Raw genomic sequence first — 22,902 nt, forward strand, 5'->3', positions numbered from 1 at the left:
GACGCCCTCAGGCCCGGCCGGCCGCCGCGGACTGCTCGGTGCGCGCGTCGTGGCCGATGATCAGCACCAGCGCGAACGCCACCACCGACAGCAGCGCCAGGAACACCACCGCATAGACGTCGTTGCCCATGCGGTCCTTCAGCGCGCCGAAGATCGTCGGGCCGATGTAGCCGCCCAGGTTGCCGATGGAGTTGATCCAGGCGATGCCGGCCGCCGCCGCGGTGCCGCTCAGGATGGCCGTGGGCAGGGTCCAGAAGGTGGGCAATGCGCTGAAGATGCCGAAGGCGGCCAGCGTCACCGCGGCCATCTTCGGAATGGGCGCGCTGATCTGCGAGGCCGCCACCAGGCCCACGAAGATGCAGGCCAGCGGAATCAGCAGGAACCACTTGCGCTCCTTGCGGGCGTCCGAGGCACGCGTCCAGAACAGCATGGCGATGGCGCCGACCAGGTACGGAAAGGCATTGATGAAGCCGATCTGCACGTTGCTCAGCCCGCCGAAGCCCTTGATGATCTGCGGCAGGAAAAAGCTCAGCCCGTACAGCGGCACGGTGATGCCCATGTACACGAAGCCCAGCCCGATCACGCGCAGGTTCAGGAGCGACTGCTTCCACGAGATCTTGTTGATCGACTCGCGGTTGCGGCGCTCCGAGTGGAGCGTGGTCTGCAGCCAGCTGCGTTCCTCGTCGGTGAGCCACTTGGCGTCCTTCGGGCCGTCGGGCAGGTAGGCCAGGATGAAGAAGGTCAGGATGAGCGAGGGAATCGCCTCCAGGATGAACAGCCACTGCCAGCCGTGCATGCCGCCGACGCCGTCCATGTTGAGGATGTAGCCCGAGATCGGCGAGCCGATGACCGTCGAGATCGGAATGGCGAACATGAACCAGCCCACGATGCGCGCGCGGTAGGCCGCCGGGAACCACAGCGTGATGTAGAAGATCACGCCCGGGAAGAACCCGGCCTCGGCAATGCCGAGCAGGAAGCGCACGATGTTGAAGCTGGTCGAGCCACCCACCCAGGCCTGCGCCGCGGACAGGATGCCCCAGCTGAACATGATGCGGGCGATCCAGCGGCGCGCGCCGAAGCGTTCCAGCGCCATGTTGCTGGGCACCTCGAACAGGAAGTACGCGAGAAAGAAGATGCCGGCCGCGCTGCCGAACACGGCGGCGGTGAAGCCCAGGTCCTTGGACATGGCCGCGCCGGCAAAGCCGAGGTTCACGCGGTCGAGGTAGGCGATGAAGTAGCTGACCATCAGCAGCGGCAAGAGCCGCCAGCTGATTTTCGAGATGGTTCTTTGTTCGACGGGGTTCACTGCATGTCTCCTGTTATGTAGAGGTTTTGTGGAGCCTGTCCGGTGACAGGTGGGGCGCCTGGGGCGCCGGTTGGATCATGAGGCCGTTTGTTCGTTTTGCTGCGCCCTCATGATCTGGTGCCGTTGCCAGTAGCGGCCGACCGCACCCTTGAAGTTGTCTTTCTGCTTGCCGAGTCCGCCCAGCTTGACCTTGGTGGTGCGCGCGCCCAGCAGCCCCTTGTCGTGATGGGCCACGACCAGCGTGTCGCCGAAGCTGCTGTCGTTGTAGGTCAGGCCTTTCACCTCGTCCCACGGGATCGACGAGCCGCCGTCGGCGCTCGGGTGCAGGCCCTCGTGATCGATCTCGATGTGCCCGCCGTTCTTCAGCGCGAACCTGAGCGGCGGAAAGTGGCGCAGCACCACGGCGCGCTCTTCCTCCGTTGCCGGCTCGTAGCGGTAGGCCAGGCTCAGTTCGTGGTTCTGGACGAAGCGTTGCTCGTACTCGCTCCACAGGCGTTGCTCGATGGCGGCGGCGGTCTCCATGTCGTCGGCCCAGCTGGCCTCGGGCACCGTGGAGACGATGACGCCGTAGGCGCTTTCAGGCACATGGTGGTCGACGTTGCGCATGCGTTCGAGCAGCGGCGGATGGCTGTCGAAGGGGTGGGGCACGTCGGCGGTCTTCATCGTCTCGATGAACGCTTCCGAGCTGGCATAGGGCGGCAGCCCGGAGGCCACGAAGCCCGCGATGCCCAGCGCGCCGTCGTGCTGGCGGTTCTGCGCAAAGAGCTGTCGCTCGACGTCGTTGCGGTAGCTGGCGTAGGCCGAGATCTTGATCAGCGACTGCACGATGGCGCTGGGGGCCGTGAGGCTCGCAGCGACGCGGTCGGCCTTGTACTCGCGCTCGCGGCTGTCGCGCGCCAGCGCGAACTCGAAGATCATCCGGTAGAGGCGCAGCAGGTAGTGCGCCACGATGGTCAGGCCGGCACTGCGCATGTTCCAGGCGTACAGGTCGAACTGCCGCAGCTTGGGGCCCAGCGCGGCGCTGCTGCGGGTGTCGCCGCCGCCCAGGTGGGCAAGCTCGTGCGCGAGCACCGCGTCGGCTTCGGACTGGTCGAGCACGCGCAAGAGCGGAATGCTCACGAACAGCGTGCGGCCCTGCAGGATGCGTCCGCCGACCTCGCAGCGCGCTTCGGTCACGAAGAAGTTGGTGTCGATGCCCGCCACGATCTGGTCGGGCGGCGCGGTCTTCACGCGGGCGGCGAGCTGGCGGATGCGCTCCCACAGGCGCGGCGCATCGGCCTCGGCGATGAGCTCGCCGTCGATCGCGTTGATGGACGGCAGCTTCTTGAACAGTGTGTAGACCGCATAGAACACGGCCGCCGCGGCGGCGATGCCGGCAATGGCGATCAGCTTGACGTAGTAGCTCTGCCAGAAGTAGGCGGTGAGCCAGAACGAGAGCCACACCAGCATCGAACTCTGCAGCACCACCTCGACCGCGCTGGACACCGTCATGAGCCGCCAGCCCGCGACAAAGCTGGCATAGCGCAGGCCCCGGTTGGCGAAGGCCAGCGCGCCCAGCACCAGGGCTGCCGCCAGCAGCGCCGCGCCGAGCGCCAGCGTCCAGATGGCGGCACGGTCGGCCCAGTGGAACTGCCAGTGCATCGAGTAGGGGCTGCACACCTTGTCATGGAAGTTCCTGTCCTCCGGCGCGGTGGCGTCGCAGGCCTTGGAGAGCTGGTGGCTGCGGTAGAACTCGGTCGTCCTAGCCTTTTCATCGGCGGACAGGCGGGCATCCGAGGCGATGCGCTTTTCGATGGCTTGCAGGAATTCGGTGTCCTGCGAGCGCAGTGCGTATTCGGTGAAGACCAGCGTCGCCGCCGGAATGGCGAAGAGCGACACCAGTGTCAGCAGGAACACGCGAAAAAGATCGGCATGGATCGTTCGGGCGATGGCCATGGGTAACTCCTCCTGGAAAGCGATTGCTTTGGGCTGTTATGGAAGCGGTCCGGGAAGCCGATAGCGTAGCCGCCGTTGGCGCCGAAGCGAAATCGGCGATGCCGTAAGCCGAAGGGCGGGACGCGTCAAGCGGGCCTTCGCGTCGACCAGTCGTCAAATAAGGTTATCGCTTTTGCGTCGTTCCACACCCCGGGGCGCAGGTATAGCCTTCGCGCTCATCCATGGCTGTCACCTCCGTCACTCCCTCCGCTTCTTCTTCCAGTCCAGCGCCGTCGCCGGTCGCATGGATCGCCGGTGTCGGCGCCAGTGCCGGGCTCGGCGCCGCACTGGCACGGCGCTTCGCGGCCGAAGGCTTCGTTGTCGCACTGACCGGGCGCACGCAGGCGCAACTCGACACCGTGGTCCGCGAGATCGCGGCGGCCGGCGGTCGGGCCCAGGCTTTCGCGGGCGACGTGGCGAGCGAGGCCGAGATCCATGGCATTGCGCAGAAGGTGCGGGCGCTGGGCCCGCTCACCGTGGCCATCTTCAACGCCGCGAGCGCGGTGCGCGCGCCGACGCTGGAGCTCTCGGTCGACCAATTCACACAGGCCTGGCGCACCAGCGCGCTGGGCGGCTTCGTGTTCGGGCGCGAGGCGCTGGACGGCCTGCTGGCCAACAGCTTCGAGCCGGCCGGCGCCGGGCCGCGCGGCACCTTGCTGTTTACTGGCGCCACCGCGGCGCTGCGCGGCAAGCCGCCGTTCGCGGCCTTCGCCGCGGCCAAGGCCGCCTTGCGTTCGCTGAGCCAGAGCCTGGCGCGCGAGTTCGGCCCGCAGGGCATTCATGTGGCGCACGTGGTGATCGACGGCGGCATCGACGGCGAGCGGCTTCGCACCGGTGCACCGCAGCGCGTGGCACAGGCCGGCGACGACGGCCTGTTGCAGCTCGAGGCCATCGCGGAAAGCTACTGGCAGCTGCACGTGCAGCACCGCAGCGCATGGACGCAGGAACTCGACCTGCGGCCGTTCAAGGAGCCGTTTTGAGAATTCTCGGGAGTCACGCTGCATGAGCGTCGGATCGAATGGCCAGATGCTGGCCGCAACGCTGCCGGGAGTGGAGGCAGAACTCAACTACCTGAAGGCGGGGCAGGGCCGGCCCGTGAGCTACACCTTCGAGCCGCCGCCCGGCACGCCCTGGGTCACCGGCGAACTGGAGGCGCGCCGCGTGACCATTCGCGACGGCCGTCCGTTGGTGGCGCTGAACGAACTGTCGCTCGACCGCAGCGGTTTCACGCAGATCTCTCACCGCAGCGTGGTGGCCGACTTTTCGCACGACGCCACCATCCGCGACATCTACTACCGCGAGGCCGAGGCGCTGCTGCGCGACGTCACGGGCGCCGAGAAGATCGTGGTGTTCGACCACACGCTGCGCGACAGCGCGCAAGGCGCGCGCGGCAGGCCCGACCTGCGCGAACCGGTGCGCCGGGTGCACAACGACCAGACCCCCGCCTCCGCGCTGCGCCGGGTGCGCGACCACCTGCCGGCCGAAGAGGCCGAATTGCGCCTGAAGCGCCGCTTCGCGATCGTCAACCTGTGGCGCCCGCTTGCCACGGTGGAGCGGCTGCCGCTCGCGCTGTGCGACGCGCGCTCCATCTCGAGCGGCGACCTGGTGCCGAGCGACCTGGTCTACCCCGACAAGGTGGGCGAGACGTACTCGTTCACCTGGAACCCCAAACACAGCTGGTACTGGTTTCCGCGGCTGCGGCCCGACGAGGCGCTGCTGCTGAAGATCTTCGATTCGCGCGAAGACGTCGCGCGCTTCACGGCCCACACCGCCTTCGAAGACCCCACCGGCGCGCGCGAGGCGCCCGCGCGCCGCAGCATCGAGCTGCGCGCGCTGGTGTTCTGGCCACTGGGCCAATGAGGGCCGTGCGATGAGTACGACGGCCAAGCAACTTCGGCTCGGCGCCTTCATGCGCCCCGTGAGCATCCACACCGGCGCCTGGCGCTACCCGGGCGCGTGGCCCGACGCCAACTTCAACTTCGCGCACCTGAAGCAACTGGCGCAGACGCTGGAGCGCGGGCGCTTCGACGCCTTCTTCATGGCCGACCACCTCGCGGTGCTGAACATGCCCATCGAGGCGCTGCAGCGCAGCCACACGGTGACGTCGTTCGAGCCGTTCACGCTGCTGTCGGCGCTGGCGCAGCACACGCGGCATATCGGGCTGGTGGCCACGGCGTCGACCACCTTCGACGAGCCGTTCCACATCGCGCGCCGCTTCGCCTCGCTGGACCACCTGAGCGAAGGCCGCGCGGGCTGGAACATCGTGACCACCTCCAACCCCGACGCGGCGCTGAACTTCGGCCGCGACGACCACATGGAACACGACGAGCGCTATGCCCGGGCCCGCGAGTTCTACGACGTGGTCACGGGCCTGTGGGACAGCTGGGCCGACGATGCCTTCAAGCGCGACGTGGACAGCGGCCGCTTCTTCGACCCGGCCAGGCTGCACGTGCTGGACCACAAGGGCAAGTACCTGTCGGTGCGCGGGCCGCTGCATATCGCGCGACCGGTGCAGGGCTGGCCGGTGATCGTGCAGGCCGGCGCCTCGGAAGCCGGGCGCCAGCTCGCGGCCGAGACGGCCGAGGCGGTGTTCGCCGCGCCGGGCACGCTGGCCGCGGCGCGCAGCCTGTATGCGGACATCAAGGGCCGCATGCGCGCGATCGGCCGCGACCCGGACCACCTGAAGATACTGCCGGCCGCCTTCGTCGTGGTCGGCGACACGCTGGAAGAAGCACGCGCCATCCGCGCGAAGCTCGACAGCCTGGTGCACTATGACAGCGCCATCGCCTCGCTGTCGATCGCGCTGGGCCACGACGCCTCGAAGTTCGACCCCGACGGCCCGCTGCCCGAGGTGCCCGAGACCAACGCCAGCCAGAGCGGCCGCGCGCGCGTTGTCGAGCTGGCCCGCGCCGAAGGCCTCACGGTGCGCCAGCTGGCCCAGCGGCTGGGCGGCTACGGCGGCCTGGCCTTCGTCGGCACGGCGCAGACTATTGCCGACCAGATGCAGGAGTGGCTGGCCACCGAAGGCTGCGACGGCTTCAACGTGATGTTCCCGTGGCTGCCCGGCGGGCTCGACGCCTTCGTCGACAAGGTGGTGCCCGAGCTGCAGCGCCGCGGCATCTTCCGGCGAGAGTACGAAGGCCGTACGCTGCGCGAGAACCTCGGCCTGCCGCGTCCGGGCAACCGATTCTTCGAACAGAATTAGCCACGCGGGCTGAGCCCCCACGCCTGCACCGATCGCCGCCGTTGGCGACAATCGGGGCAATGCGTTCTTCTCCTTTCTTCAAGATGGCCCTGCTGCTGGGCCTGCTCTCGGCCATCGGGCCTTTCGCCATCGACATGTACCTGCCGGCCTTGCCGGCCATCGGGCAGAGCCTGCATGCCGACATCGGTGCGGTACAGATGAGCCTCACGGCCTTCTTCCTGTCGCTGGGCGCGGGCCAGCTGCTCTACGGCCCGGTTTCCGACATGTTCGGGCGCAAGCCGCCGCTGTATGTGGGGCTGGTGCTGTTCGCGCTGGCGAGCGTGGGCTGCGCCATGGCCACCGACATCCAGACGCTGATCGTGCTGCGCTTCATCCAGGGCCTGGGCGCCGCCGCGGGCATGGCCATTCCGCGCGCCGTGGTGCGCGACCTGCACACGGGTACCGATGCGGCGCGCCTGATGTCGCTGCTGATGCTGGTGTTCAGCGTGTCGCCGATCCTCGCGCCGCTCGCGGGCAGCGTGGTGATTGCCTTTGCCGGCTGGCGCGGCGTGTTCTGGGCCGTCACCATCGCCGCCGTGGCGGGCCTGGCCATGACGGTCAGGCTGCTCGACGAAACGCGCCCCGCGTCGCAGCGCGTCGAAAGCAGCCTGGGCAGCGCGCTCGCAGCCTACTGGCTGCTGCTGCGCGACCGGCACTACCTGGGGCTGGTGTTCATCGGCAGCTTCGCGATGGCGGGCTTCTTCACCTACCTGGCCAATTCCTCGTTCGTGATGATCGACCACTACGGCCTGTCGCCCGCGCTGTACAGCGTGGCCTTCGGCGTGAACGCGGCGGCCTTCATTGCGGCCTCGCAGTTCACCGGCGCGCTGGGCGAGCGCTACGGCCTGGTCAACATCGTCAAGTTCGGCGTGGCGTGCTGCGGGGCGGCCATGGTCGCGATGTTCATCTACTTCGCGGCGGGCGGCGACAGCATCTGGGTGCTGATCGTCCTGTACTTCATCGCCTCGGGCTTCATGGGCCTGGTGATTCCGACCACCGGCGTGCTGGCGCTCGAAATGCACGGCGCCATCGCCGGCACGGCCTCGGCGCTGCTGGGCACGCTGCAGATGCTCACGGGCGCGCTGGCCATGGCGGTGGTGGGCTTCTTCACCGACGGGCGCCCCTTGCCGATGGTGGCCGGCATGGCTGCCGGCGCCCTGATCGCGGGGGTGCTGACCTGGCTCACGCTGGGTGGCGCGCGCTCCGAAACCACACGAAGGACACAGCAAGCCTGATGAACACGGCACGCGCAGGCGCCACGCTCCCGGCGACCGAAGACAACCCCAAGTCCAGGCACATCGACGGGCTGGCCCAGCCGGAGCGGGCGTGGGCGATGCTGGTCATCATCCTCGGGCTGATCGTCGCGGTGCTCGACGGCACCATCGTCAACCTGGCGCTGCCGGGCATCGCGCGCGAGCTGCAGGCCAGCCCGTCGCAGGCCATCTGGGTGGTCAACGCCTACCAGATCGCCACGCTGGTGATGCTGCTGCCGCTGGCGTCCCTGGGCGACCTGGTGGGCTACCGGCGGGTGTACCTGGTGGGCATGGCGGTGTTCACGCTGTCTTCGCTGGCGGCCACCTTTGCCAACTCGCTGGGCACGCTGATCGCGGCGCGCGCCTTCCAGGGCCTGGGCGCGGCGGGCATCATGAGTGTGAATGCGGCGCTGGTGCGGCTCGTGTATCCGTCGTCGCAGCTGGGCAAGGGCATGGCGGTCAATTCGCTGGTGGTGGCCACCTCGTCCGTGGCGGGGCCCTCGGTGGCCGCGGCCATCCTGTCGGTGGCCTCTTGGCCCTGGCTCTTCGCCATCAACGTGCCGCTGGGCATCATCACCTTCGCGCTGGGCATGCGGGCGCTGCCGTTCAACCGCGTGGCGCCCGCGGCGGGCTTGCGGTTCTCGCCGGTCGACGTGACGCTCAACATCCTGATGTTCTCGCTGGTGTTCCTGGGCGTGGACCGCCTGGGCGTGCGCGAAGGGCCGGTGCAGGGCGCCGCGGGGTCGCAGGCTTCGGCCTGGGGCATCCTGCTGGCGGGCGTGCTGGTCGGCTTCATCTACCTGCAGCGCCAGCGCAAGCAGGCGGTGCCGCTGTTCCCGGTCGACCTGCTGCGCATTCCGGTATTCGCACTGTCGATGGGCACCTCGGTCGCCGCGTTCTGCGCGCAGATGCTGGCCTACATCGCGCTGCCGTTCCTGCTGCTGGAGGTGTACGGGCGCAGCCACATCGAGGCCGGGCTTCTCATCACGGCCTGGCCGCTGGCCATCGTGGTGATGGCGCCGATTGCGGGCCGGCTCATCGGCCGCTATCCCGACGGGCTGCTGGGCGGCATCGGGCTGGGCCTGCTGGCCGCGGGACTGGCACTGCTGGCGGCACTGCCGGCGCACCCGGGCAATGCCGACATCGCCTGGCGCATGGCGCTGTGCGGGCTGGGTTTCGGGCTGTTCCAGTCGCCCAACAACCACACCATCGTGACCTCGCCGCCGGCGCATCGCAGCGGCGCGGCCAGCGGCATGCTGGGCACGGCCCGGCTGACCGGGCAGACGCTGGGCGCGGTGGTGCTGGCGGCGGTCTTCAGCCTCTGGAGTCCGCATGGCGGCCACGGCCCGGTGGTGGCGCTGGTGCTGGCCGCCAGCTGCGCGGCGGTGGCGGCGGTCTTCAGCACGCTGCGCCTTCGGACGACAAGCCACGGCGGCTGAATGGGTTAGGGTACCCACCCATGAAGGAAGTACCCGACACCGTGGTCTGCCCGGGATGCGACGCGGTCTATAGCCGCGCGCCGCTGCATCCGCGCGACGTGGCGCGCTGCCCGCGCTGCGGCACGGAGCTCGACCGGCACCCCGGCCAGCAGGAGCGCCGCATTCTTCCGCTCACGGTGGCCAGCCTGATCATGTTCGCCATTGCGAACCTGTTTCCCATCGTCGAGATCGAACTGCGCGGCCTGACCAGCCAGACCACACTGGCCGGCGCGGTGGTGGCGCTGAGCGCCGAGGGCATGTCGCTTGTGGCGCTGCTGGTGCTGGCCACGACCATTCTTTTTCCCTTGCTGCAGCTGTGCATCCTGGCCTACCTGCTGGTGCCGCTGAGCCGTGAGCGGCGGCCGCTGGGCTTTGCACTGCTGGTGCGGTCCATGCAGTCGCTGCGGCCCTGGGGAATGATCGAGGTGTTCCTGCTCGGCGTGCTGGTGGCCATCGTCAAGCTCTCCAGCATGGCGACGGTGGTGCCGGGGCCGGCGTTGTGGGCCTTCATGGCGCTGACGGTCCTGCTGACGTCGGTGCTGTCGTTCAACCCGGGTGCGTTCTGGGGGATGACGTTTCGCCTCAAGGGCCAGGAAGACGGCCAGGAAGACGGCCAGGCCGGCCAGCCGCGCACCGAAGACAACGGGGCAGCGTCATGAAGCTGTTCGCTTTCCTGCGCCAGCGGGCATCGCGCGCGCCTGAAGAAACCCAGGACATCGACGATGAAGACGCGCCGGTGCCTACCGCGGCCGCGCTAGGCCTCATGGCCTGCCGGCACTGCGCCGTCGTCTGGCAGGACGCACGCGAGGGCGACGCCTGCGGGCGCTGCGGCACCCGGCTGCACACGCGCAAGCCGCAGAGCCTCACGCGCACCTGGGCCTTCTTGATTGCAGCCTGCGTGATGTACATCCCCGCCAACCTGCTGCCGGTGATGATCACGCGCACGCTGTTCGGCGCGCAGTACGACACCATCCTGAGTGGTGTCATCTATTTCTGGGTGTCGGGCGCCTACGGCCTGGCGGCCATCGTCTTCATCGCGAGTTTCCTGGTGCCGCTGTTCAAGCTGGCGGTGCTTTTCTTGCTTGTGGTGACGGCGCAGCGCGGCAGCACCTGGCGCCAGCACGAGCGGGCCAAGCTGTATCACATCATCGAGATCATCGGCCGCTGGTCGATGCTCGACGTGTTCGTGGTGTCGCTGCTGACCGGGCTGGTGCAGATCCAGGGCTTCGCGGTGATCACCGCGGGCGTGGGCATTGCGGCCTTCGGCGCGGTGGTGGTGCTGACCATGCTGGCCTCGCTGAGCTTCGACCCGAAGCTCACCTGGGACAGCAGGCAGGCGCAGGCCGATTTTCAGGACAGGGACGGTGCGTACGCACATGACAACAAAGACCGGAAACCAGCATGAGTGAAGAAGACCAACCCCAGGACAAACCGGCACCGCAGCCGGCGCCTTCGGCGCTGCCCAGGCCCCGCGTGGCGCGACGGCGCGAATGGCTGCCCTCGCTGATCTGGCTCATTCCCATCGTGGCGGCGCTGGTCGGCATCACGCTGGTGGCGCGCATCCTCATGGAGCGCGGCCCCGAGGTCGTGCTCACCTTCAAGACCGCCGAAGGCCTGGAGGCCGGCAAGACCGCCGTCAAGTACAAGGACGTGCAGATCGGCCTGGTCACCCACCTGCGGCTGGCGCGCGACCGTTCGCACGTGCGCGTGCTGGTGCAGTTCAACAAAGACGCCGAGGGCTTCACCGCCAGCGACTCGCGCTTCTGGGTGGTGCGCCCGCGCCTGGACACCTCGGGCATCTCGGGCCTGAACACCTTGCTGTCGGGCGCGTACATCGGCGCCGACGCGGGCGTGTCGAAGGAAACGGCGGGCGAGTTCACCGGGCTCGAAACACCGCCCATCGTCACGCGCGACGACTCGGGCAAGCAGTTTCTGCTGCGCGCCAACGACGTGGGTTCGCTCGACGTGGGCTCGCCGGTGTACTACCGGCGCATCAAGGTCGGCCAGGTGGCGGCCTACGAGCTCGACGGCGACGGGCGCGGCGTGACCCTGCGTGTGTTCGTCAACGCGCCCTACGACAAGTTCGTGGGCATGAACACCCGCTTCTGGCAGGCCAGCGGCATCGACGCGCAACTGAGCGCCAGCGGCTTCACGCTGCGCACGCAGTCGCTGGCCACCATCCTGCTGGGGGGTATCGCGTTCCAGGCGCCCGAGGGCGTGATGGGCCCGGTCGCCACGGAGAACGCTTCCTTCGCGCTGACGCAGGACGAGGCCACCGCCATGAAGGAGCCCGACGGCCCGTCGCAAACCCTGCTGATGTACTTCAACCAGTCGCTGCGCGGCCTGGCGCCGGGCGCGCCGGTCGACTTCCGCGGCGTGGTGATCGGCGAGGTCAAGTCGATCGGCGTGGAGTTCGACCGCGCCGAGCGCGAGTTCCGCATGCCGGTGCTGGTGCAGGTCTACCCCGACCGCCTGCGGCGCCGCGAAGCGCCGGGCGCCGGGCAGCCCGAGTCGCGCGCCACCCAGCAGGAGCGGCTGCGCTTCCTGGCCGAGAAGGGCCTGCGCGCCCAGCTGCGCAACGGCAACCTGCTGACCGGCCAGGTCTATGTGGCGCTCGACTTCTTCCCGAAGGCGCCGGCGGTCAAGGTCGACGTCACGAAGAACCCGATCGAGCTGCCCACGGTGGCCAACAGCCTCGACGAGATCCAGTCGCAGGTGCAGGAAATAGCCACCAAGCTGAACAAGGTGCCCTACGAGCAGATTGCCGCCGACCTGCGCACCACGCTCGCCACGCTCAACAAGACGCTCACCAGCGCCGAGCAGACCGTGACCCGCATCAACAACGACGTGACGCCCGAGTTGGCCGCCGCCATGAAGGACGTGCGCAAGACCGTCAACACGGCCGAGCGCACGCTGGCCGACGACTCGCCGCTGCAGCAGGACATGCGCCAGACGCTGCAGGAACTGACGCGCGCCGCGGGCTCGGTGCGCGTGCTGACCGACTACCTGGAGCGCCACCCCGAGTCGCTGCTGCGCGGCAAACCGGACGACAAGAAATGAAGAAGAACCTCGCATTCCTGGCCATTCCCGCGCTGGTGGCCGTGCTGGCCGGCTGCGCCAGCAAGCCCGACAGCTACTACACGCTGGCCAGCCCCGTGGCCGCCGCCGATGCGGCGCCTTCCACGCTCGGCGGCGCCGCGCCGCTGTACATCGAGCTGGCGCCCGTGGCCGTGCCCGAACGCGTCGCGCGTCCCCAGATGGTGGTGCGCCAGCCCAACGGCAGCGTGCAGGTGGAAGTGCTGGAGCAGCACCGCTGGGCCTCGTCGTTCGAGAACGAACTGCGCGATGCGCTGTCGAGCGGCATCTCCGCGCGGCTCGGCGCACTCGACGTGACCAAGGGCGGGCGGCAGACCTCGCAGCCGGTGTGGCGCATCGCGGTGCAGCTGCGCCAGTTCGATGCGGTCGACGGCGCGCGCGTGGATGCGAGCTTCAGCTGGACGCTGCGGCGCTCGGACGAGGCGCGCACGGTGGTCTGCCAGATGAATTTTGGCGAAGCCGTGGGTGGGGGGATGGACGCGGTGGCGCAAGGAGCGCAGCGCGTGACCGCGGCGGCGGCGGCAGCCATGGCGCGCAGCGTGGCTGCGGCGCGGGCGAATCCGTCGGCGAGCGCCTGCGCTTCCTGATTTTTCTTTCTCCCTCCCTCTCTGGGGGAGGGCCGGGGTGGGGGCACGACGGCGCTTGCACATGCGTGGCGTCCAGTTGGAAGATGCCCCCATCCCAGCCTTCCCCCAGAGGGGGAAGGAGCGACACCGGGAATCCCACCACAAGGAGACCTCATGGCACAGATCGGCAAGGCGCCCTGCGACGACACGCTGATCCTGCATGGCCATAAGGCCGACGAGGCCGGTTGCCCCGAGGCCTCCAAGCCGTGGGTGCTCGCCGCGGCCATCGTCGGCTCCAGCATGGCCTTCATCGACGGCACGGTCGTCAACGTGGCGCTGCCGGCCATCCAGGCCGACCTGCATGCGACGGCCTTCCAGGCGCAATGGGTGGTCGAGTCGTATGCCTTGCTGCTGGCGGCACTGCTGTTGGTGGGTGGCGCGCTCGGCGACCACTACGGGCGGCGGCGCATCTTTGCGGTCGGGGTCGGCATCTTCGCCGTGTCGTCCGTGGCCTGCGCGCTCTCGGCCAGCGTGCAGCAACTCATCGCGGCGCGGGCGGTGCAGGGCATCGGCGGGGCACTGCTGGTGCCGGGCAGCCTGGCGCTCATCAGCGCGTCATTCCCCGCGAAGGAGCGCGGCAAGGCCATCGGCACCTGGTCGGGCTTCAGCGGCATCACCGCGGCGGTGGGGCCGGTGCTGGGCGGTTTCCTGGTCGATCACTTCTCCTGGACCTGGGCCTTTCTCATCAACGTGCCGATGGCGCTGGGCGTGCTGTGGATCGTGTGGCGGCACGTGCCCGAGAGCCGCGGCGCCTCGGCCGGCGGCGGGCTCGACCTGTGGGGCGCACTGCTGGCGACGGCCGGGCTCGGCGGCATCGTGTATGCCTTCATCGAGGCGCCGACGCAGGGCTGGCGGTCGCCGGCGGTGCTCGCCGCGCTGGCCATCGGTGTCGCGGGGAGCCTGGGCTTCATCGCGGCCGAGCGCAAGGTGCGCGCGCCGATGCTGCCTCTGGGGCTGCTGCGCATCGGCAACTTCGGCGGCGCCAACCTGCTGACGCTGCTGCTGTATGCGGCGCTGGGCGGTGCGCTGTACTTTCTTCCGCTCAACCTGATCCAGGTGCAGGGCTACTCGGCCACGGTGGCCGGCGCAGCGCTGTTGCCGTTCATCTTCATCATGTTCGCGCTCTCGGGCTGGGCCGGGCAACTGGTCGACCGCTTCGGGCCGCGCATGCCGCTGGTGGTGGGGCCGTCCATTGCGGCTGTCGGCTTCGCGCTGTTCGCGGTGCCGGGCGTGGGCGCGAGCTACTGGAGCGGCTTCTTTCCGGCCGTGGTGGTGCTGGGCTTCGGCATGACGGTGACGGTGGCGCCCTTGACCACCACGGTCATGAACGCGGTCGGGCCCGAGCTTGCGGGCGTGGCCTCGGGCGTGAACAACGCCGTGTCGCGCGCGGCAGCGGTCTTGGCGATCGCGGTGTTCGGCGCGATCATGGCCTGGGCGTTCGACATGGCGCTGGCCGGCCACCTGCGCGACATGGGTGCGTCGGCGCAGGTGTCGGCGTTCCTCGAAGGCGAGCGCAGCAAGCTGGCGGGCGCGGGCGTGCCGCCGGGCGTGGATGCCGCCATCGCCGCCGCGCTCAAGCGCGCGGTGGCCGAGTCGTTCGTGGCGGGGTTCCGGTGGGTGATGCTGCTGGGCGCCGGGCTGGCCGTGCTGAGCGCGGCCAGCGCGTGGCTGATGATCCGGGGCGGCCCTGCTGCGGGAGGCCCGGGCAGGACATAAGGAGACGACATGCCGGTGCAGGAAGAACAACACGTCGATGTGCTGATCGTCGGCGCGGGCCTCTCGGGCATCGGCGCCGCCTGCCACCTGCAGGAGAAATGTCCGGGGCGCAGCTACCTCATCCTCGAAGGGCGCGAGCGCAGCGGCGGCACCTGGGACCTGTTTCGCTACCCCGGCGTGCGCTCCGATTCCGACATGTACACGCTGGGCTACCGGTTTCGCCCCTGGACGCAGCCGAAGTCGATCGCCGACGGGCCGGCCATCCTGAACTACCTGCGCGACACGGCGGCGCAGCATGGCGTCGACCGCAACATCCGTTTCAACCACCGCGTGGTGCGCGCTTCGTGGTCCACGGCCGACGCCTGCTGGCGCGTCGATGCCGAAATCGGGCCCGAGCGGCTGCCGCTGCGCCTGCGCTGCAACTTCCTGTTCCTGTGCAGCGGCTACTTCCGCTACGACGCGGGCTACACGCCCGAATTCAAAGGCGCCGTCAGCTACGCCGGGCGCATCGTGCACCCGCAGCACTGGCCCGAAGGCCTCGATGCGAGCGGCCAGCGCGTGGTCGTCATCGGCAGCGGCGCCACCGCGATGACGCTGGTGCCCGCGCTGGCGAAGACCGCCGCGCACGTCACGCTGCTGCAGCGCTCGCCGACCTATGTGGTGGCGCGTCCGGCCGAGGACCCGATCGCCAACCGGCTTCGGCGCGTTCTGCCCGAGAGGCTCGCGTACGGCATCACGCGGTGGAAGAACGTGCTGCTGGGCATGTTCTTCTTCCGCCTCGCGCGCAGCCGGCCGCAGCGGGTGAAGCGGCTGATCGTCGGCGGCGTGCGGCACGCGATGGGCCCGGGCTACGACGTCGCCAGGCACTTCACGCCGCGCTACAACCCATGGGACCAGCGCGTGTGCCTCGTGCCCGACGGCGACCTGTTCGCCGCGCTCAAGTCCGGCAGGGCCTCGATGGTGACGGAGCGCATCGACACGTTCACGCCGCGTGGCATCCGGCTGGAATCCGGCAAGGAACTGGAGGCTGACCTGGTGGTGACGGCCACGGGTCTCGAACTCGAAGTGCTGGGTGGCGTGCAGCTCGAAGTGGACGGCGTCGCCGTCAACCCCGCCAACACCTTCAACTACAAGGGCATGATGTTCAGCGACGTGCCCAACCTGGCCTCGTCGTTCGGCTACACCAACGCCTCATGGACGCTCAAGAGCGATCTGACCTGCGCGTACGTCTGCCGGCTGCTCAACCACATGGAGAAGCACGGCTGGGCGCAATGCACGCCGCGCAACGCAGGCGCCGCGCTGGTGCCGCAACCGTGGCTGGATTTCTCGTCGGGCTATGTGACGCGTGCCGTGGGCAAGTTTCCGAAGCAGGGTTCGCGCACCCCGTGGCGCGTGCACCAGAACTACGTGCGCGACCTGTTGAGCCTGCGCTTCGGCAAGGTGGACGACGGGGTGATGACGTTCTCGAACCCGCCGCGCCCGCACCCGGCTCAAGCCGGCGCGTGAGCGGGAGAGAGCAGGGTGTCGAGCTCCGCCCACAGCGGATCGCAGTGCCCCGCACGGAACGCCGCCGCCCGGAAGGTGGGGTGCTCGCCCTGGTACGTGTCCCACAGCTTGCGGTGGCCGTCGGCCACGCAGGCCCGCACATTGGCCAGCCGGTCGGCGGCCTTGACCACCAGGGCCAGTTCCTCGTCGCCCGTCACCTTCGCGAGCGCCGCATAGGTCTTGGCCTTGCGTTCCTTGCGGTCGGCGCCGGGTGCGTCGGTCAGCAGCGACACGCAACGGGCGACCAGGTCGCCGAAGCGCGATTGCACGTCGGACACCGTGGCGTCGGTGTCCTCGACCACGTCGTGCAGGTAGCCGATGACCTGCGCCGTCTCGCCGTAGGGCCGGAGCAGCGCGACCACCGCGTCCAGGTGGTGCGCGTAAGGGTGCGCGCCGTATTTCTGGTCGCCGTGCATCGCGACGGCGTAGGCACGTGCGTCAGCGGGGGGTGGAACCTGGGCGGGGTTGCTGGAGGCAAGGGTCATGCGGTGTTGTCCTTTTGCTTTTTTCCATTCTGCCTTTGCGCACAGCGCGCCAGGGCGGCCCTGGCGCATCGCCGATGTCGGCGGGCGCGCCGCGAAGGTACCGCGAGGCCGCAGATAGTCGGCGCTTTCCGTTTTCTGTATCGCATCAGGTCAGCCACGCGCCGTGTCGAAGCCAACCTGCCTCTGGACTTCGATCCACCCTGCTCGGGTGTGCTGCGCCTGTGTTCGAACGCTACTACCGCGAACCGCTGAGCTTTCTCTCCCGCAAGGTGCCGGACCGCGCGACCACGGCCGACCTGGCGCAGGAGAGCTATGCCCGCGATGCAACGCCCGCTGGCAATCGTCAGCGGCGCCGGGCGAGCAGATGCCGCCCCAGCGCCTCGAAGGCGGGCAGCGTGACCGGATCGTTCGCCGCGTTGCTCGCCACCGGGTGCGAGGCATAGCGCACGATGACCATCTCGGCCTTCGGGTCGACGTAGATGCGCTGGCCGTGCACGCCGCGCGCCATGTAGGCGCCATGGTCGTTGTGCGTGACCCACCACATGTTCCTGTAGCTCCAGCCCTGCAGCAGCGTATAGCCGCCCTTGGCGAACGCGGCCTTGTCGGCGCCGCGGCGGATGTCGTCGACGGCGGCTTTGGGCACCACCTGGCGGCCGTTGGCGCGGCCGTCGTTGCGCATCATTTCGCCGAAGCGCGCGAGGTCGCGCAAGCCGGTGCTCAGGCCGCCGCCGGCAAAAGGCGTGCCGATGGAGTCGACGCTGAAATAGGCGTCCTGCTCGGCGCCCAGGTGGCGCCAGATGCGCTCGGACAGCAGCTGCGCCACGTTGCGCCCGGTGGCGCGCGCCATGACCCAGCCCAGCACGTCGGAGTTGACGGTCCGGTAACCGAAGGCCTCGCCGTGGCGGCCTTCGGGCTGCACCGTCTGCAGGAACTCGTAGTAGCTGCGCGGCCCGGTGTAGTCCTTTGGCTTGGGCAGCGGGTTGCCGGCCTGCGCGTGGGCCCAGACCTCGGCGTTCGGGTCGGCGTAGTCCTCGCTGAACTTCAAGCCGGTGGTCATGTCGAGCACCTGGCGCACGGTGGCATCGCCGAAGGCGGATTTCGCGAGCTCGGGCACGTAGTAGGCCACCGGCTTGCTCGCATCGAGCGTGCCGTCGGCCACCAGCATCGCGCCCAGCGTGCCGACCACCGACTTGGTGACCGACATGGCGCCGTGCTGGCCGTCGTCCTTCAGCACGCCGAAGTAGCGCTCGTAGACGATGCGCCCGCGGTGCAGCACGACGATGCCGTCGGTGTACGTGGCTGCCAGCGACTGCGCCCAGGTCATGGGCGCTGTCGCGCCAAGCGGCGTGAAACCCAGCGCATCGATGTCCGAGCGCAGGGCGTAGCGCAGGCCGGCCGGCGCGCCCAGGCCGCGCGAGACGTTCATCGTCGGCATGAGCTGGCGAAAGTTCGCCACGCTCCAGCGCATCGCCGGAAACCGGAAATAGCTGCCGTCCTCGAAGCGCAGGGTGCGCTCGGGCGCAGGGGGCGAGCCGGTCATCCAGCCGAGCGCTGCGGGGTCGCTGGCCGCCGCGTCGGGAACCTCTATGCCGTCGGCCGCGTGGGCCGCCGACATCGATGCGAACACGCACGCGAGCATCGCGGCACGGCCCTTGAAGCGGCTGAAAATAGGTGTACGCATGCGGCATTGTGGACCGCATCCGCGCATGGGAACTTCCCACTGACAGGCCCTTGCTCGGGTTGACAAGCGCGCTGCGCCGCTCCAATACTGAACTTTCCGGTTCATCGTCACAGCAACGGAGACACCCATGCAAAGGATCGTTCCCTGCCTCTGGTTCGACGGCAACGGCGGGGACGCGCTGAAGTTCTACAGCGCCATCTTCGCAAATTCGCGCGTGACCGACACGCTGCTCTGGGGCGACGTCGACCCCGCCAAGAAGGGCCAGTTGCTCACCGCGACCTTCGAACTCGACGGGCAGGAGTTCATGGTGCTCAATGGCGGGCCGCAGTACAAGTTCACCCCCGCCATCTCGATGTACGTGAAGTGCGAGACGCAGGCCGAGGTCGACCACTACTGGGACCGGCTGCTCGAGGGCGGCGGCACGCCCGTGCAGTGCGGCTGGCTCACCGATCGCTTCGGTGTGTCGTGGCAGGTGGCGCCCACGCCGGTGATCCGCATGTTCCAGGACAAGGATCCGGCCAAGGCCGCTCGCGCGATGCAGGCGATGATGAAGATGGTCAAGCTCGACATCGCCGAGGTGCAGAAAGCCTTCGACGGAAACTGACCCCGCCCGGTGCCGCGCCGGCTACACCAGCCGTTGGATCGCCTTCTTTCGCCACACCAGCTGGTAGTACCCCGTCTGCAGCAGCAGCATGGCGCCGAATGTGGCTGGGTAGGCGATCCAGATGCCGTCCAGCCCCATGCGATGGCTCATCACGTAGGCCACCGGCACCTCGACGCACAGGATGCAGACGATGGAGATCAGCGTGGGCACCAGCACCGAGCCGCTGGCCCGCATGATCCCCGACAGGGCCGAGGCCATGCCGAACATCACCAGGCTCCACAGCATGATGTGCAGCAGCGTCTGTGCAATTTCGATGACCGGCGCGCTGGTGATGAAGAAACCCATCAGGTGGCGCGAGAACAGGTAGCCCAGCAGCACCAGGCCGCCGGTCAGCACCAGGTTCATTAGCAGCGCGGTCTTCGCGATGGCGCCCAGGCGATTGGCGCGGCCCGCGCCGATGGCCTGCGCGCCGAGGATCGACGCGGTGATGGCAATCGAAATGGCCGGGAACTGCACGTACGCCACCACCTGGTTCACCGCGCCGTAGGCCGCCGTGGCGTTGGAGCCGTAGCTGTTGACCATCGACAGCAGCACCACCTCGGCCAGTGCCACCACGATCATCTGCACGCCCGTGGGCACGCCGATCTTGAGCACCGCCTTCAGCAGCTGCGGCTGGATGCGCAGGTTGCGCAAGAACTCCGCGTCGGGTGCCAGCGGACTCTTGCGCTGGCGCAGCCGAAAGCCCAGCCACAGGGTCGCCACCACGAAGGCCACCACCGTCGCCCACGCCCCGCTGGCCACGCCGAGCTGCGGCAGGCCGCCCCAGCCGCGAATCAGCGCAGGCGTCACCAAGAGGCCGACCACCGTCGAGATGACCAGCGTGAACAGCGGCGTGACGGTGTCGCCCACGCCGCGCAGCATGGCGGTGGACATCAGGAACACGAACAGGCCCGGCATGGCGATGAGCATGATGCGGGCGTAGCGCGTGGAGTCGGCCAGCACGTCGGGCGGCGTGCCCAGCATGGCCAGCATCGGCGTGGTGAAGACACCGCCGAACAGCGCGATCAGCAGGCCCATGAGGATGCCCACCGACAGCGTGGTGCCGGCCACGGCCTTGACCTTGGCGACGTCGCGCGCGCCCCAGGCCTGGCCGATGAGCACCGAGGCGCCCGCGCCCAGGCCGATGACGAAGGCGATGAAGAAGAACATCACCGGGAAGAAGCTCGACACCGCCGCCAGCGCGCGCACGCCCAGCATCTGCCCCACGTAGATGTTGTTCAGCGTGCCCGACAGCGACTGCAGGATGTTGCTGAGCAGCATCGGCGCCAGGAAGAAAAGAAAGACCTTCCACAGCGGGCGCGACGCATTGACGGGCGACACGGGCATGCCTTGCAGGCCGCTCTGGCCGGCAGTGCTGCTGCCGGGGGTTTCGGGGGTTGTTCTCATGAAGGGGTGTTCCAGCCGGCGGCCGAGATTTCTTGCAAGTGGACGCGCAGGTCGGCGGGCCAGGGTTCGATCAGGGTGTTGAAGCGCTGCGCCTCGCCGGCGAACAGCGCGCGGGTGGCTTCCTCGAAGCCGGGCAGGTTGCCCGCGATGGCGGTCATGAAGCGGTAGGTGGCTTCGCGCGCGGCACGCACGGTGTCGCGCTCGGCGTGCACATGGCGCGCGTCTTCGACCAGCTTGCGCAAGGCGACCGACGCACCGCCGGGCTGGCGACCCAGCCAGTCCCAGTGGCGCGGCAGCAGCGTGACCTCGCGCGCGACCACGCCGAGCTTGGGCCTGCCGACGCCGCGCGGGGCCTCGTCACGGTGCGCGGCGCGGTGGGGCGGCGCTGCGGAGGGGCCTGACACCGGCCGCTCGTGCAGGTCGTGCAGGTCGAGGTCCAGCTGCTCGCCGGTCTGGTCGTCGAACGCGAGGTACGGGCCGGGGTCGTCGCGGCGGCGCAGCTGCTCGATCACGTCGGTCTTGCTGCCCTGAGCAACGCGCTGGAAACCGAAGAACACGGTCAGGGTGATGGGGGGTGTGTCTGGTGACATTCGGGGTTTTTGTCTCCCGGTGTTCGGGCGAAACGAGGTGCGTAATCTACTCGCTGCGGCGCTCAGGCGTGCAGCCCGTTGTCGTCGCACATGGCCCTCAGAACCTGCCGGGCCCCATGCAGGCGCTCGACGGCGATCGGCCGCAAGGCCTCCCTGCAGTGGGCCTCCACGGTGGCGACCGCGCCCTGCGCCAACTGCCGGCCGCCGGGGCGCAAGGCCGCGTGGCGTCGCGGGTCCGCGTCGGGGCCGGCCAAGCGCTCGGCCAGCCCGGTCTTCTCGAGCAGCACCATCCGGCGGATGAGCGCCGACATCGGCAGGCCCAGGGTGTGCGCGAGGCTGTCCAGGGGCAGGCGGGCGTCGTGCGCGCCCATCAGCAGGTGGAGGAGGGTGAAGTCGCTGAAGTTCAACCCGTGGAACGCGCCAAGGTCTTCGTCGAGCCTCCGGTGGAGCCGGGCGTGGGCTCGGCCCAGGGTCAGGCAGAAGTCGAGTGCGTCGATGTGGTCCGTGGCGTTCATGGGGTGTTGTAGCCCTGCGCGCCGAAGCACTGCAATTCTTCCTGCCAGAGCGCCAGGAGCTTTTCGAGCTCGGCGGCGCGGTCGAAGGCCGGGTCTTCCGGGCGCTCCTTGACCCGGTCGATCACCTCGAAGTCGAAGGCACCGGCGCCATGTGCGAGCCAGTCGGCCTGCAGGGCCTTGTTGCGGTGCGAGCGCAGGTTGAGCTCGAACCGCGCGCGGTTCATGGCGCCTTCCACGTCGATGCTGCCGGACACATGGACGCGGCCGTCGGATCGATGGCGCACGACGAAGACGCCAGCCGGTCGCACGTTGTCCTTGTACTGGCGTGTGAGGGCGCGTCGGGATTCGGTCGAGAGGTTCATGCGCCAAATATTACCCGGGCAAAATTAAATGCGCAATATACCCGGGTAAAAATAGAGCACTCAACCTTCCCGCAGCCGCCGCCAGCCGCGTGAGATGCGCCGGTTGATCGCCCGCACCAGCCGCCAGGGGCGGCTCTGGCGAACGAGCGCGAACACCCCGTCCTTCCATGCCTTCCAGCGCGGGTACCAGCGTGCAAACCAGGGAATGCGCATCAGCGGCCCTTCGACCAGCTGGAAGATCCGCGCAACGAGCGCCGTGCCCACCAGCTTGGCCAGCACCAGCACGGTCAGCGCGGTGGCGGCGTGCCCGCTGCCGAACAGGAAGAGCGCCAGCACCTTGACCGGCAGCAGCAACACCACCGGCACGAAGAACGCCAGCAGCGCGCCCCAGGGCGGCAGGCGCCGCAGGCGGTCTTCGAGGGCCGCCCAGAAGGGGAGTCGGGACAGCCGCGCCACGAGCGCGGCCAGCGGCTCCCATCCCCATTCCTCGAACAGCAACAGGGGGACGACGAGGGCCGTGGCAATGACGCGAAGAAGGCCGCGCAGGAAGCGCGCGAGGAAGGTCATGCGCGAAGGGTACGGCAAGGCGCGCCCCGTGGGGCGCGTGCCGTGCGGCCGGTGTGCGCTATTTCTGCTGGGCCGGCACGAAGAACAGGTACTCGCCGCGGCCGAGTTCCGGCGTGACCTCGTAGCCCGCGCACAGGTCGGTCGCGCACTGGATGATGACCACGCGCGGCCAGATCGTCGCCGAGGTCGGGTAGCCCGGCATGTACTGCGGCACGTGCCACACGCCCAGGTCGCCGACCGGCTCGGCGTTGTCGGTGCCTCGTGCGTTCTGCAGGCCGCTGCCCATGGGCAGCCGCTCGACGCGCAGCACGTAGGTGGGCGGCGGAGCGGCCGCCGCGGCCGTTGCCAGGGTCGCCAGGCAACAGGCCGCCGTCCACAAGCGCAGGGTCCTGGTCATCTTGGACTCCCTGGCGT

Annotated in this window: 22 protein-coding genes; 12 read left to right on the forward strand and 10 right to left on the reverse strand. The window is 69.0% G+C overall.

The features are described from left to right. Positions 1-7: 7 nt before the first annotated feature. A complete protein-coding gene (locus AC1DJH_RS05935; RefSeq protein WP_478185055.1) occupies positions 8-1,306 on the reverse strand; it encodes an MFS transporter in 1,299 nt (432 codons plus the stop codon). 75 nt (positions 1,307-1,381) lie between these two features. Beyond that, positions 1,382-3,241, reverse strand: coding sequence for a M48 family metallopeptidase (locus tag AC1DJH_RS05940; protein ID WP_478185056.1), 1,860 nt, complete (start codon positions 3,239-3,241; stop codon positions 1,382-1,384). 221 nt (positions 3,242-3,462) lie between these two features. On the opposite strand from AC1DJH_RS05940, the gene AC1DJH_RS05945 reads away from it, so the two are divergent. From AC1DJH_RS05945 to AC1DJH_RS05995, 11 genes are all read left to right on the forward strand, one after another. After that, on the forward strand, positions 3,463-4,260 hold the full coding sequence (locus AC1DJH_RS05945; RefSeq protein WP_478185057.1) for an SDR family NAD(P)-dependent oxidoreductase: 798 nt from the start codon (positions 3,463-3,465) through the stop codon (positions 4,258-4,260). 22 nt (positions 4,261-4,282) lie between these two features. Beyond that, the gene (locus AC1DJH_RS05950) at positions 4,283-5,140 is read left to right on the forward strand and encodes a CmcJ/NvfI family oxidoreductase (protein ID WP_478185058.1); all 858 of its coding nucleotides are present in this window, start codon (positions 4,283-4,285) and stop codon (positions 5,138-5,140) included. Positions 5,141-5,150: 10 nt separating this feature from the next. Beyond that, the gene (locus AC1DJH_RS05955) at positions 5,151-6,485 is read left to right on the forward strand and encodes an LLM class flavin-dependent oxidoreductase (protein ID WP_478185059.1); all 1,335 of its coding nucleotides are present in this window, start codon (positions 5,151-5,153) and stop codon (positions 6,483-6,485) included. 59 nt (positions 6,486-6,544) lie between these two features. Beyond that, the gene (locus AC1DJH_RS05960) at positions 6,545-7,759 is read left to right on the forward strand and encodes a multidrug effflux MFS transporter (protein WP_478185060.1); all 1,215 of its coding nucleotides are present in this window, start codon (positions 6,545-6,547) and stop codon (positions 7,757-7,759) included. Continuing rightward, the gene (locus AC1DJH_RS05965) at positions 7,759-9,216 is read left to right on the forward strand and encodes an MFS transporter (protein WP_478185061.1); all 1,458 of its coding nucleotides are present in this window, start codon (positions 7,759-7,761) and stop codon (positions 9,214-9,216) included. Before AC1DJH_RS05960 ends, AC1DJH_RS05965 begins: the two co-directional genes overlap by 1 nt. 20 nt (positions 9,217-9,236) lie before the next feature. Then, on the forward strand, positions 9,237-9,914 hold the full coding sequence (locus AC1DJH_RS05970) for a paraquat-inducible protein A (protein WP_478185062.1): 678 nt from the start codon (positions 9,237-9,239) through the stop codon (positions 9,912-9,914). Further along, positions 9,911-10,660 carry a paraquat-inducible protein A gene (locus tag AC1DJH_RS05975; protein ID WP_478185063.1) on the forward strand — a complete coding sequence of 250 codons (750 nt, stop codon included), beginning with the start codon at positions 9,911-9,913 and terminating at the stop codon, positions 10,658-10,660. The genes AC1DJH_RS05970 and AC1DJH_RS05975 overlap by 4 nt, the downstream gene beginning before the upstream one ends. Beyond that, the gene (locus AC1DJH_RS05980) at positions 10,657-12,315 is read left to right on the forward strand and encodes a PqiB family protein (protein WP_472112151.1); all 1,659 of its coding nucleotides are present in this window, start codon (positions 10,657-10,659) and stop codon (positions 12,313-12,315) included. Before AC1DJH_RS05975 ends, AC1DJH_RS05980 begins: the two co-directional genes overlap by 4 nt. Further along, positions 12,312-12,938, forward strand: coding sequence for a PqiC family protein (locus AC1DJH_RS05985; protein ID WP_478185064.1), 627 nt, complete (start codon positions 12,312-12,314; stop codon positions 12,936-12,938). The genes AC1DJH_RS05980 and AC1DJH_RS05985 overlap by 4 nt, the downstream gene beginning before the upstream one ends. A gap of 153 nt (positions 12,939-13,091) precedes the next feature. Next, positions 13,092-14,693, forward strand: a complete 1,602-nt coding sequence (locus AC1DJH_RS05990) for an MFS transporter (RefSeq protein WP_478185065.1) — start codon at positions 13,092-13,094, stop codon at positions 14,691-14,693. A 9-nt stretch (positions 14,694-14,702) separates the two neighbouring features. Beyond that, positions 14,703-16,199, forward strand: a complete 1,497-nt coding sequence (locus AC1DJH_RS05995) for a flavin-containing monooxygenase (RefSeq protein WP_478185066.1) — start codon at positions 14,703-14,705, stop codon at positions 16,197-16,199. Here AC1DJH_RS05995 and AC1DJH_RS06000 read toward each other — a convergent pair. After that, complete coding sequence (locus AC1DJH_RS06000; protein WP_478185067.1) at positions 16,184-16,723, reverse strand: HD domain-containing protein; 540 nt, start codon at positions 16,721-16,723, stop codon at positions 16,184-16,186. The genes AC1DJH_RS05995 and AC1DJH_RS06000 overlap by 16 nt on opposite strands. A gap of 343 nt (positions 16,724-17,066) precedes the next feature. Continuing rightward, a complete protein-coding gene (locus AC1DJH_RS06005; RefSeq protein ID WP_478185483.1) occupies positions 17,067-18,362 on the reverse strand; it encodes a serine hydrolase domain-containing protein in 1,296 nt (431 codons plus the stop codon). A 169-nt stretch (positions 18,363-18,531) separates the two neighbouring features. Between AC1DJH_RS06005 and AC1DJH_RS06010 the strand changes: the two genes are divergently transcribed. Continuing rightward, a complete protein-coding gene (locus AC1DJH_RS06010; protein ID WP_478185068.1) occupies positions 18,532-19,008 on the forward strand; it encodes a VOC family protein in 477 nt (158 codons plus the stop codon). Positions 19,009-19,029: 21 nt separating this feature from the next. Here AC1DJH_RS06010 and AC1DJH_RS06015 read toward each other — a convergent pair whose 3' ends face one another. The 6 genes from AC1DJH_RS06015 to AC1DJH_RS06040 form a co-directional block, all read right to left on the reverse strand. Further along, positions 19,030-20,394, reverse strand: a complete 1,365-nt coding sequence (locus AC1DJH_RS06015) for an MATE family efflux transporter (RefSeq protein WP_478185484.1) — start codon at positions 20,392-20,394, stop codon at positions 19,030-19,032. 56 nt (positions 20,395-20,450) lie between these two features. Further along, the gene (locus AC1DJH_RS06020; RefSeq protein WP_478185069.1) at positions 20,451-21,044 is read right to left on the reverse strand and encodes a DUF2239 family protein; all 594 of its coding nucleotides are present in this window, start codon (positions 21,042-21,044) and stop codon (positions 20,451-20,453) included. Between the two features lie 62 nt (positions 21,045-21,106). Then, entirely contained in the window at positions 21,107-21,559 is a 453-nt protein-coding gene (locus AC1DJH_RS06025) for a MarR family winged helix-turn-helix transcriptional regulator (protein WP_478185070.1), read from the reverse strand. Continuing rightward, complete coding sequence (locus tag AC1DJH_RS06030; RefSeq protein ID WP_478185071.1) at positions 21,556-21,921, reverse strand: GIY-YIG nuclease family protein; 366 nt, start codon at positions 21,919-21,921, stop codon at positions 21,556-21,558. Before AC1DJH_RS06030 ends, AC1DJH_RS06025 begins: the two co-directional genes overlap by 4 nt. 60 nt (positions 21,922-21,981) lie before the next feature. Then, positions 21,982-22,488, reverse strand: coding sequence for a hypothetical protein (locus tag AC1DJH_RS06035; protein WP_478185072.1), 507 nt, complete (start codon positions 22,486-22,488; stop codon positions 21,982-21,984). Between the two features lie 58 nt (positions 22,489-22,546). Beyond that, positions 22,547-22,885: a hypothetical protein gene (locus AC1DJH_RS06040; protein WP_472112122.1), complete on the reverse strand. Its 339-nt coding sequence runs from the start codon at positions 22,883-22,885 to the stop codon at positions 22,547-22,549. Between the last annotated feature and the right edge of the window lie 17 nt (positions 22,886-22,902).

Source organism: Variovorax sp. 10N412 (genome assembly GCF_056394985.1).

Excerpts from the sequence above, each read along its gene's own strand:
- AC1DJH_RS05940 (WP_478185056.1), bottom strand. The coding sequence starts at position 3,241 with ATGGCCATCGCCCGAACGATCCATGCCGATCTTTTTCGCGTGTTCCTG.
- AC1DJH_RS05945 (WP_478185057.1), top strand. The coding sequence starts at position 3,463 with ATGGCTGTCACCTCCGTCACTCCCTCCGCTTCTTCTTCCAGTCCAGCG.
- AC1DJH_RS05950 (WP_478185058.1), top strand. The coding sequence starts at position 4,283 with ATGAGCGTCGGATCGAATGGCCAGATGCTGGCCGCAACGCTGCCGGGA.
- AC1DJH_RS05955 (WP_478185059.1), top strand. The coding sequence starts at position 5,151 with ATGAGTACGACGGCCAAGCAACTTCGGCTCGGCGCCTTCATGCGCCCC.
- AC1DJH_RS05960 (WP_478185060.1), top strand. The coding sequence starts at position 6,545 with ATGCGTTCTTCTCCTTTCTTCAAGATGGCCCTGCTGCTGGGCCTGCTC.
- AC1DJH_RS05965 (WP_478185061.1), top strand. The coding sequence starts at position 7,759 with ATGAACACGGCACGCGCAGGCGCCACGCTCCCGGCGACCGAAGACAAC.
- AC1DJH_RS05970 (WP_478185062.1), top strand. The coding sequence starts at position 9,237 with ATGAAGGAAGTACCCGACACCGTGGTCTGCCCGGGATGCGACGCGGTC.
- AC1DJH_RS05975 (WP_478185063.1), top strand. The coding sequence starts at position 9,911 with ATGAAGCTGTTCGCTTTCCTGCGCCAGCGGGCATCGCGCGCGCCTGAA.
- AC1DJH_RS05980 (WP_472112151.1), top strand. The coding sequence starts at position 10,657 with ATGAGTGAAGAAGACCAACCCCAGGACAAACCGGCACCGCAGCCGGCG.
- AC1DJH_RS05985 (WP_478185064.1), top strand. The coding sequence starts at position 12,312 with ATGAAGAAGAACCTCGCATTCCTGGCCATTCCCGCGCTGGTGGCCGTG.
- AC1DJH_RS05990 (WP_478185065.1), top strand. The coding sequence starts at position 13,092 with ATGGCACAGATCGGCAAGGCGCCCTGCGACGACACGCTGATCCTGCAT.
- AC1DJH_RS05995 (WP_478185066.1), top strand. The coding sequence starts at position 14,703 with ATGCCGGTGCAGGAAGAACAACACGTCGATGTGCTGATCGTCGGCGCG.
- AC1DJH_RS06000 (WP_478185067.1), bottom strand. The coding sequence starts at position 16,723 with ATGACCCTTGCCTCCAGCAACCCCGCCCAGGTTCCACCCCCCGCTGAC.
- AC1DJH_RS06005 (WP_478185483.1), bottom strand. The coding sequence starts at position 18,362 with ATGCTCGCGTGCGTGTTCGCATCGATGTCGGCGGCCCACGCGGCCGAC.
- AC1DJH_RS06010 (WP_478185068.1), top strand. The coding sequence starts at position 18,532 with ATGCAAAGGATCGTTCCCTGCCTCTGGTTCGACGGCAACGGCGGGGAC.
- AC1DJH_RS06015 (WP_478185484.1), bottom strand. The coding sequence starts at position 20,394 with ATGCCCGTGTCGCCCGTCAATGCGTCGCGCCCGCTGTGGAAGGTCTTT.
- AC1DJH_RS06020 (WP_478185069.1), bottom strand. The coding sequence starts at position 21,044 with ATGTCACCAGACACACCCCCCATCACCCTGACCGTGTTCTTCGGTTTC.
- AC1DJH_RS06025 (WP_478185070.1), bottom strand. The coding sequence starts at position 21,559 with ATGAACGCCACGGACCACATCGACGCACTCGACTTCTGCCTGACCCTG.
- AC1DJH_RS06030 (WP_478185071.1), bottom strand. The coding sequence starts at position 21,921 with ATGAACCTCTCGACCGAATCCCGACGCGCCCTCACACGCCAGTACAAG.
- AC1DJH_RS06035 (WP_478185072.1), bottom strand. The coding sequence starts at position 22,488 with ATGACCTTCCTCGCGCGCTTCCTGCGCGGCCTTCTTCGCGTCATTGCC.
- AC1DJH_RS06040 (WP_472112122.1), bottom strand. The coding sequence starts at position 22,885 with ATGACCAGGACCCTGCGCTTGTGGACGGCGGCCTGTTGCCTGGCGACC.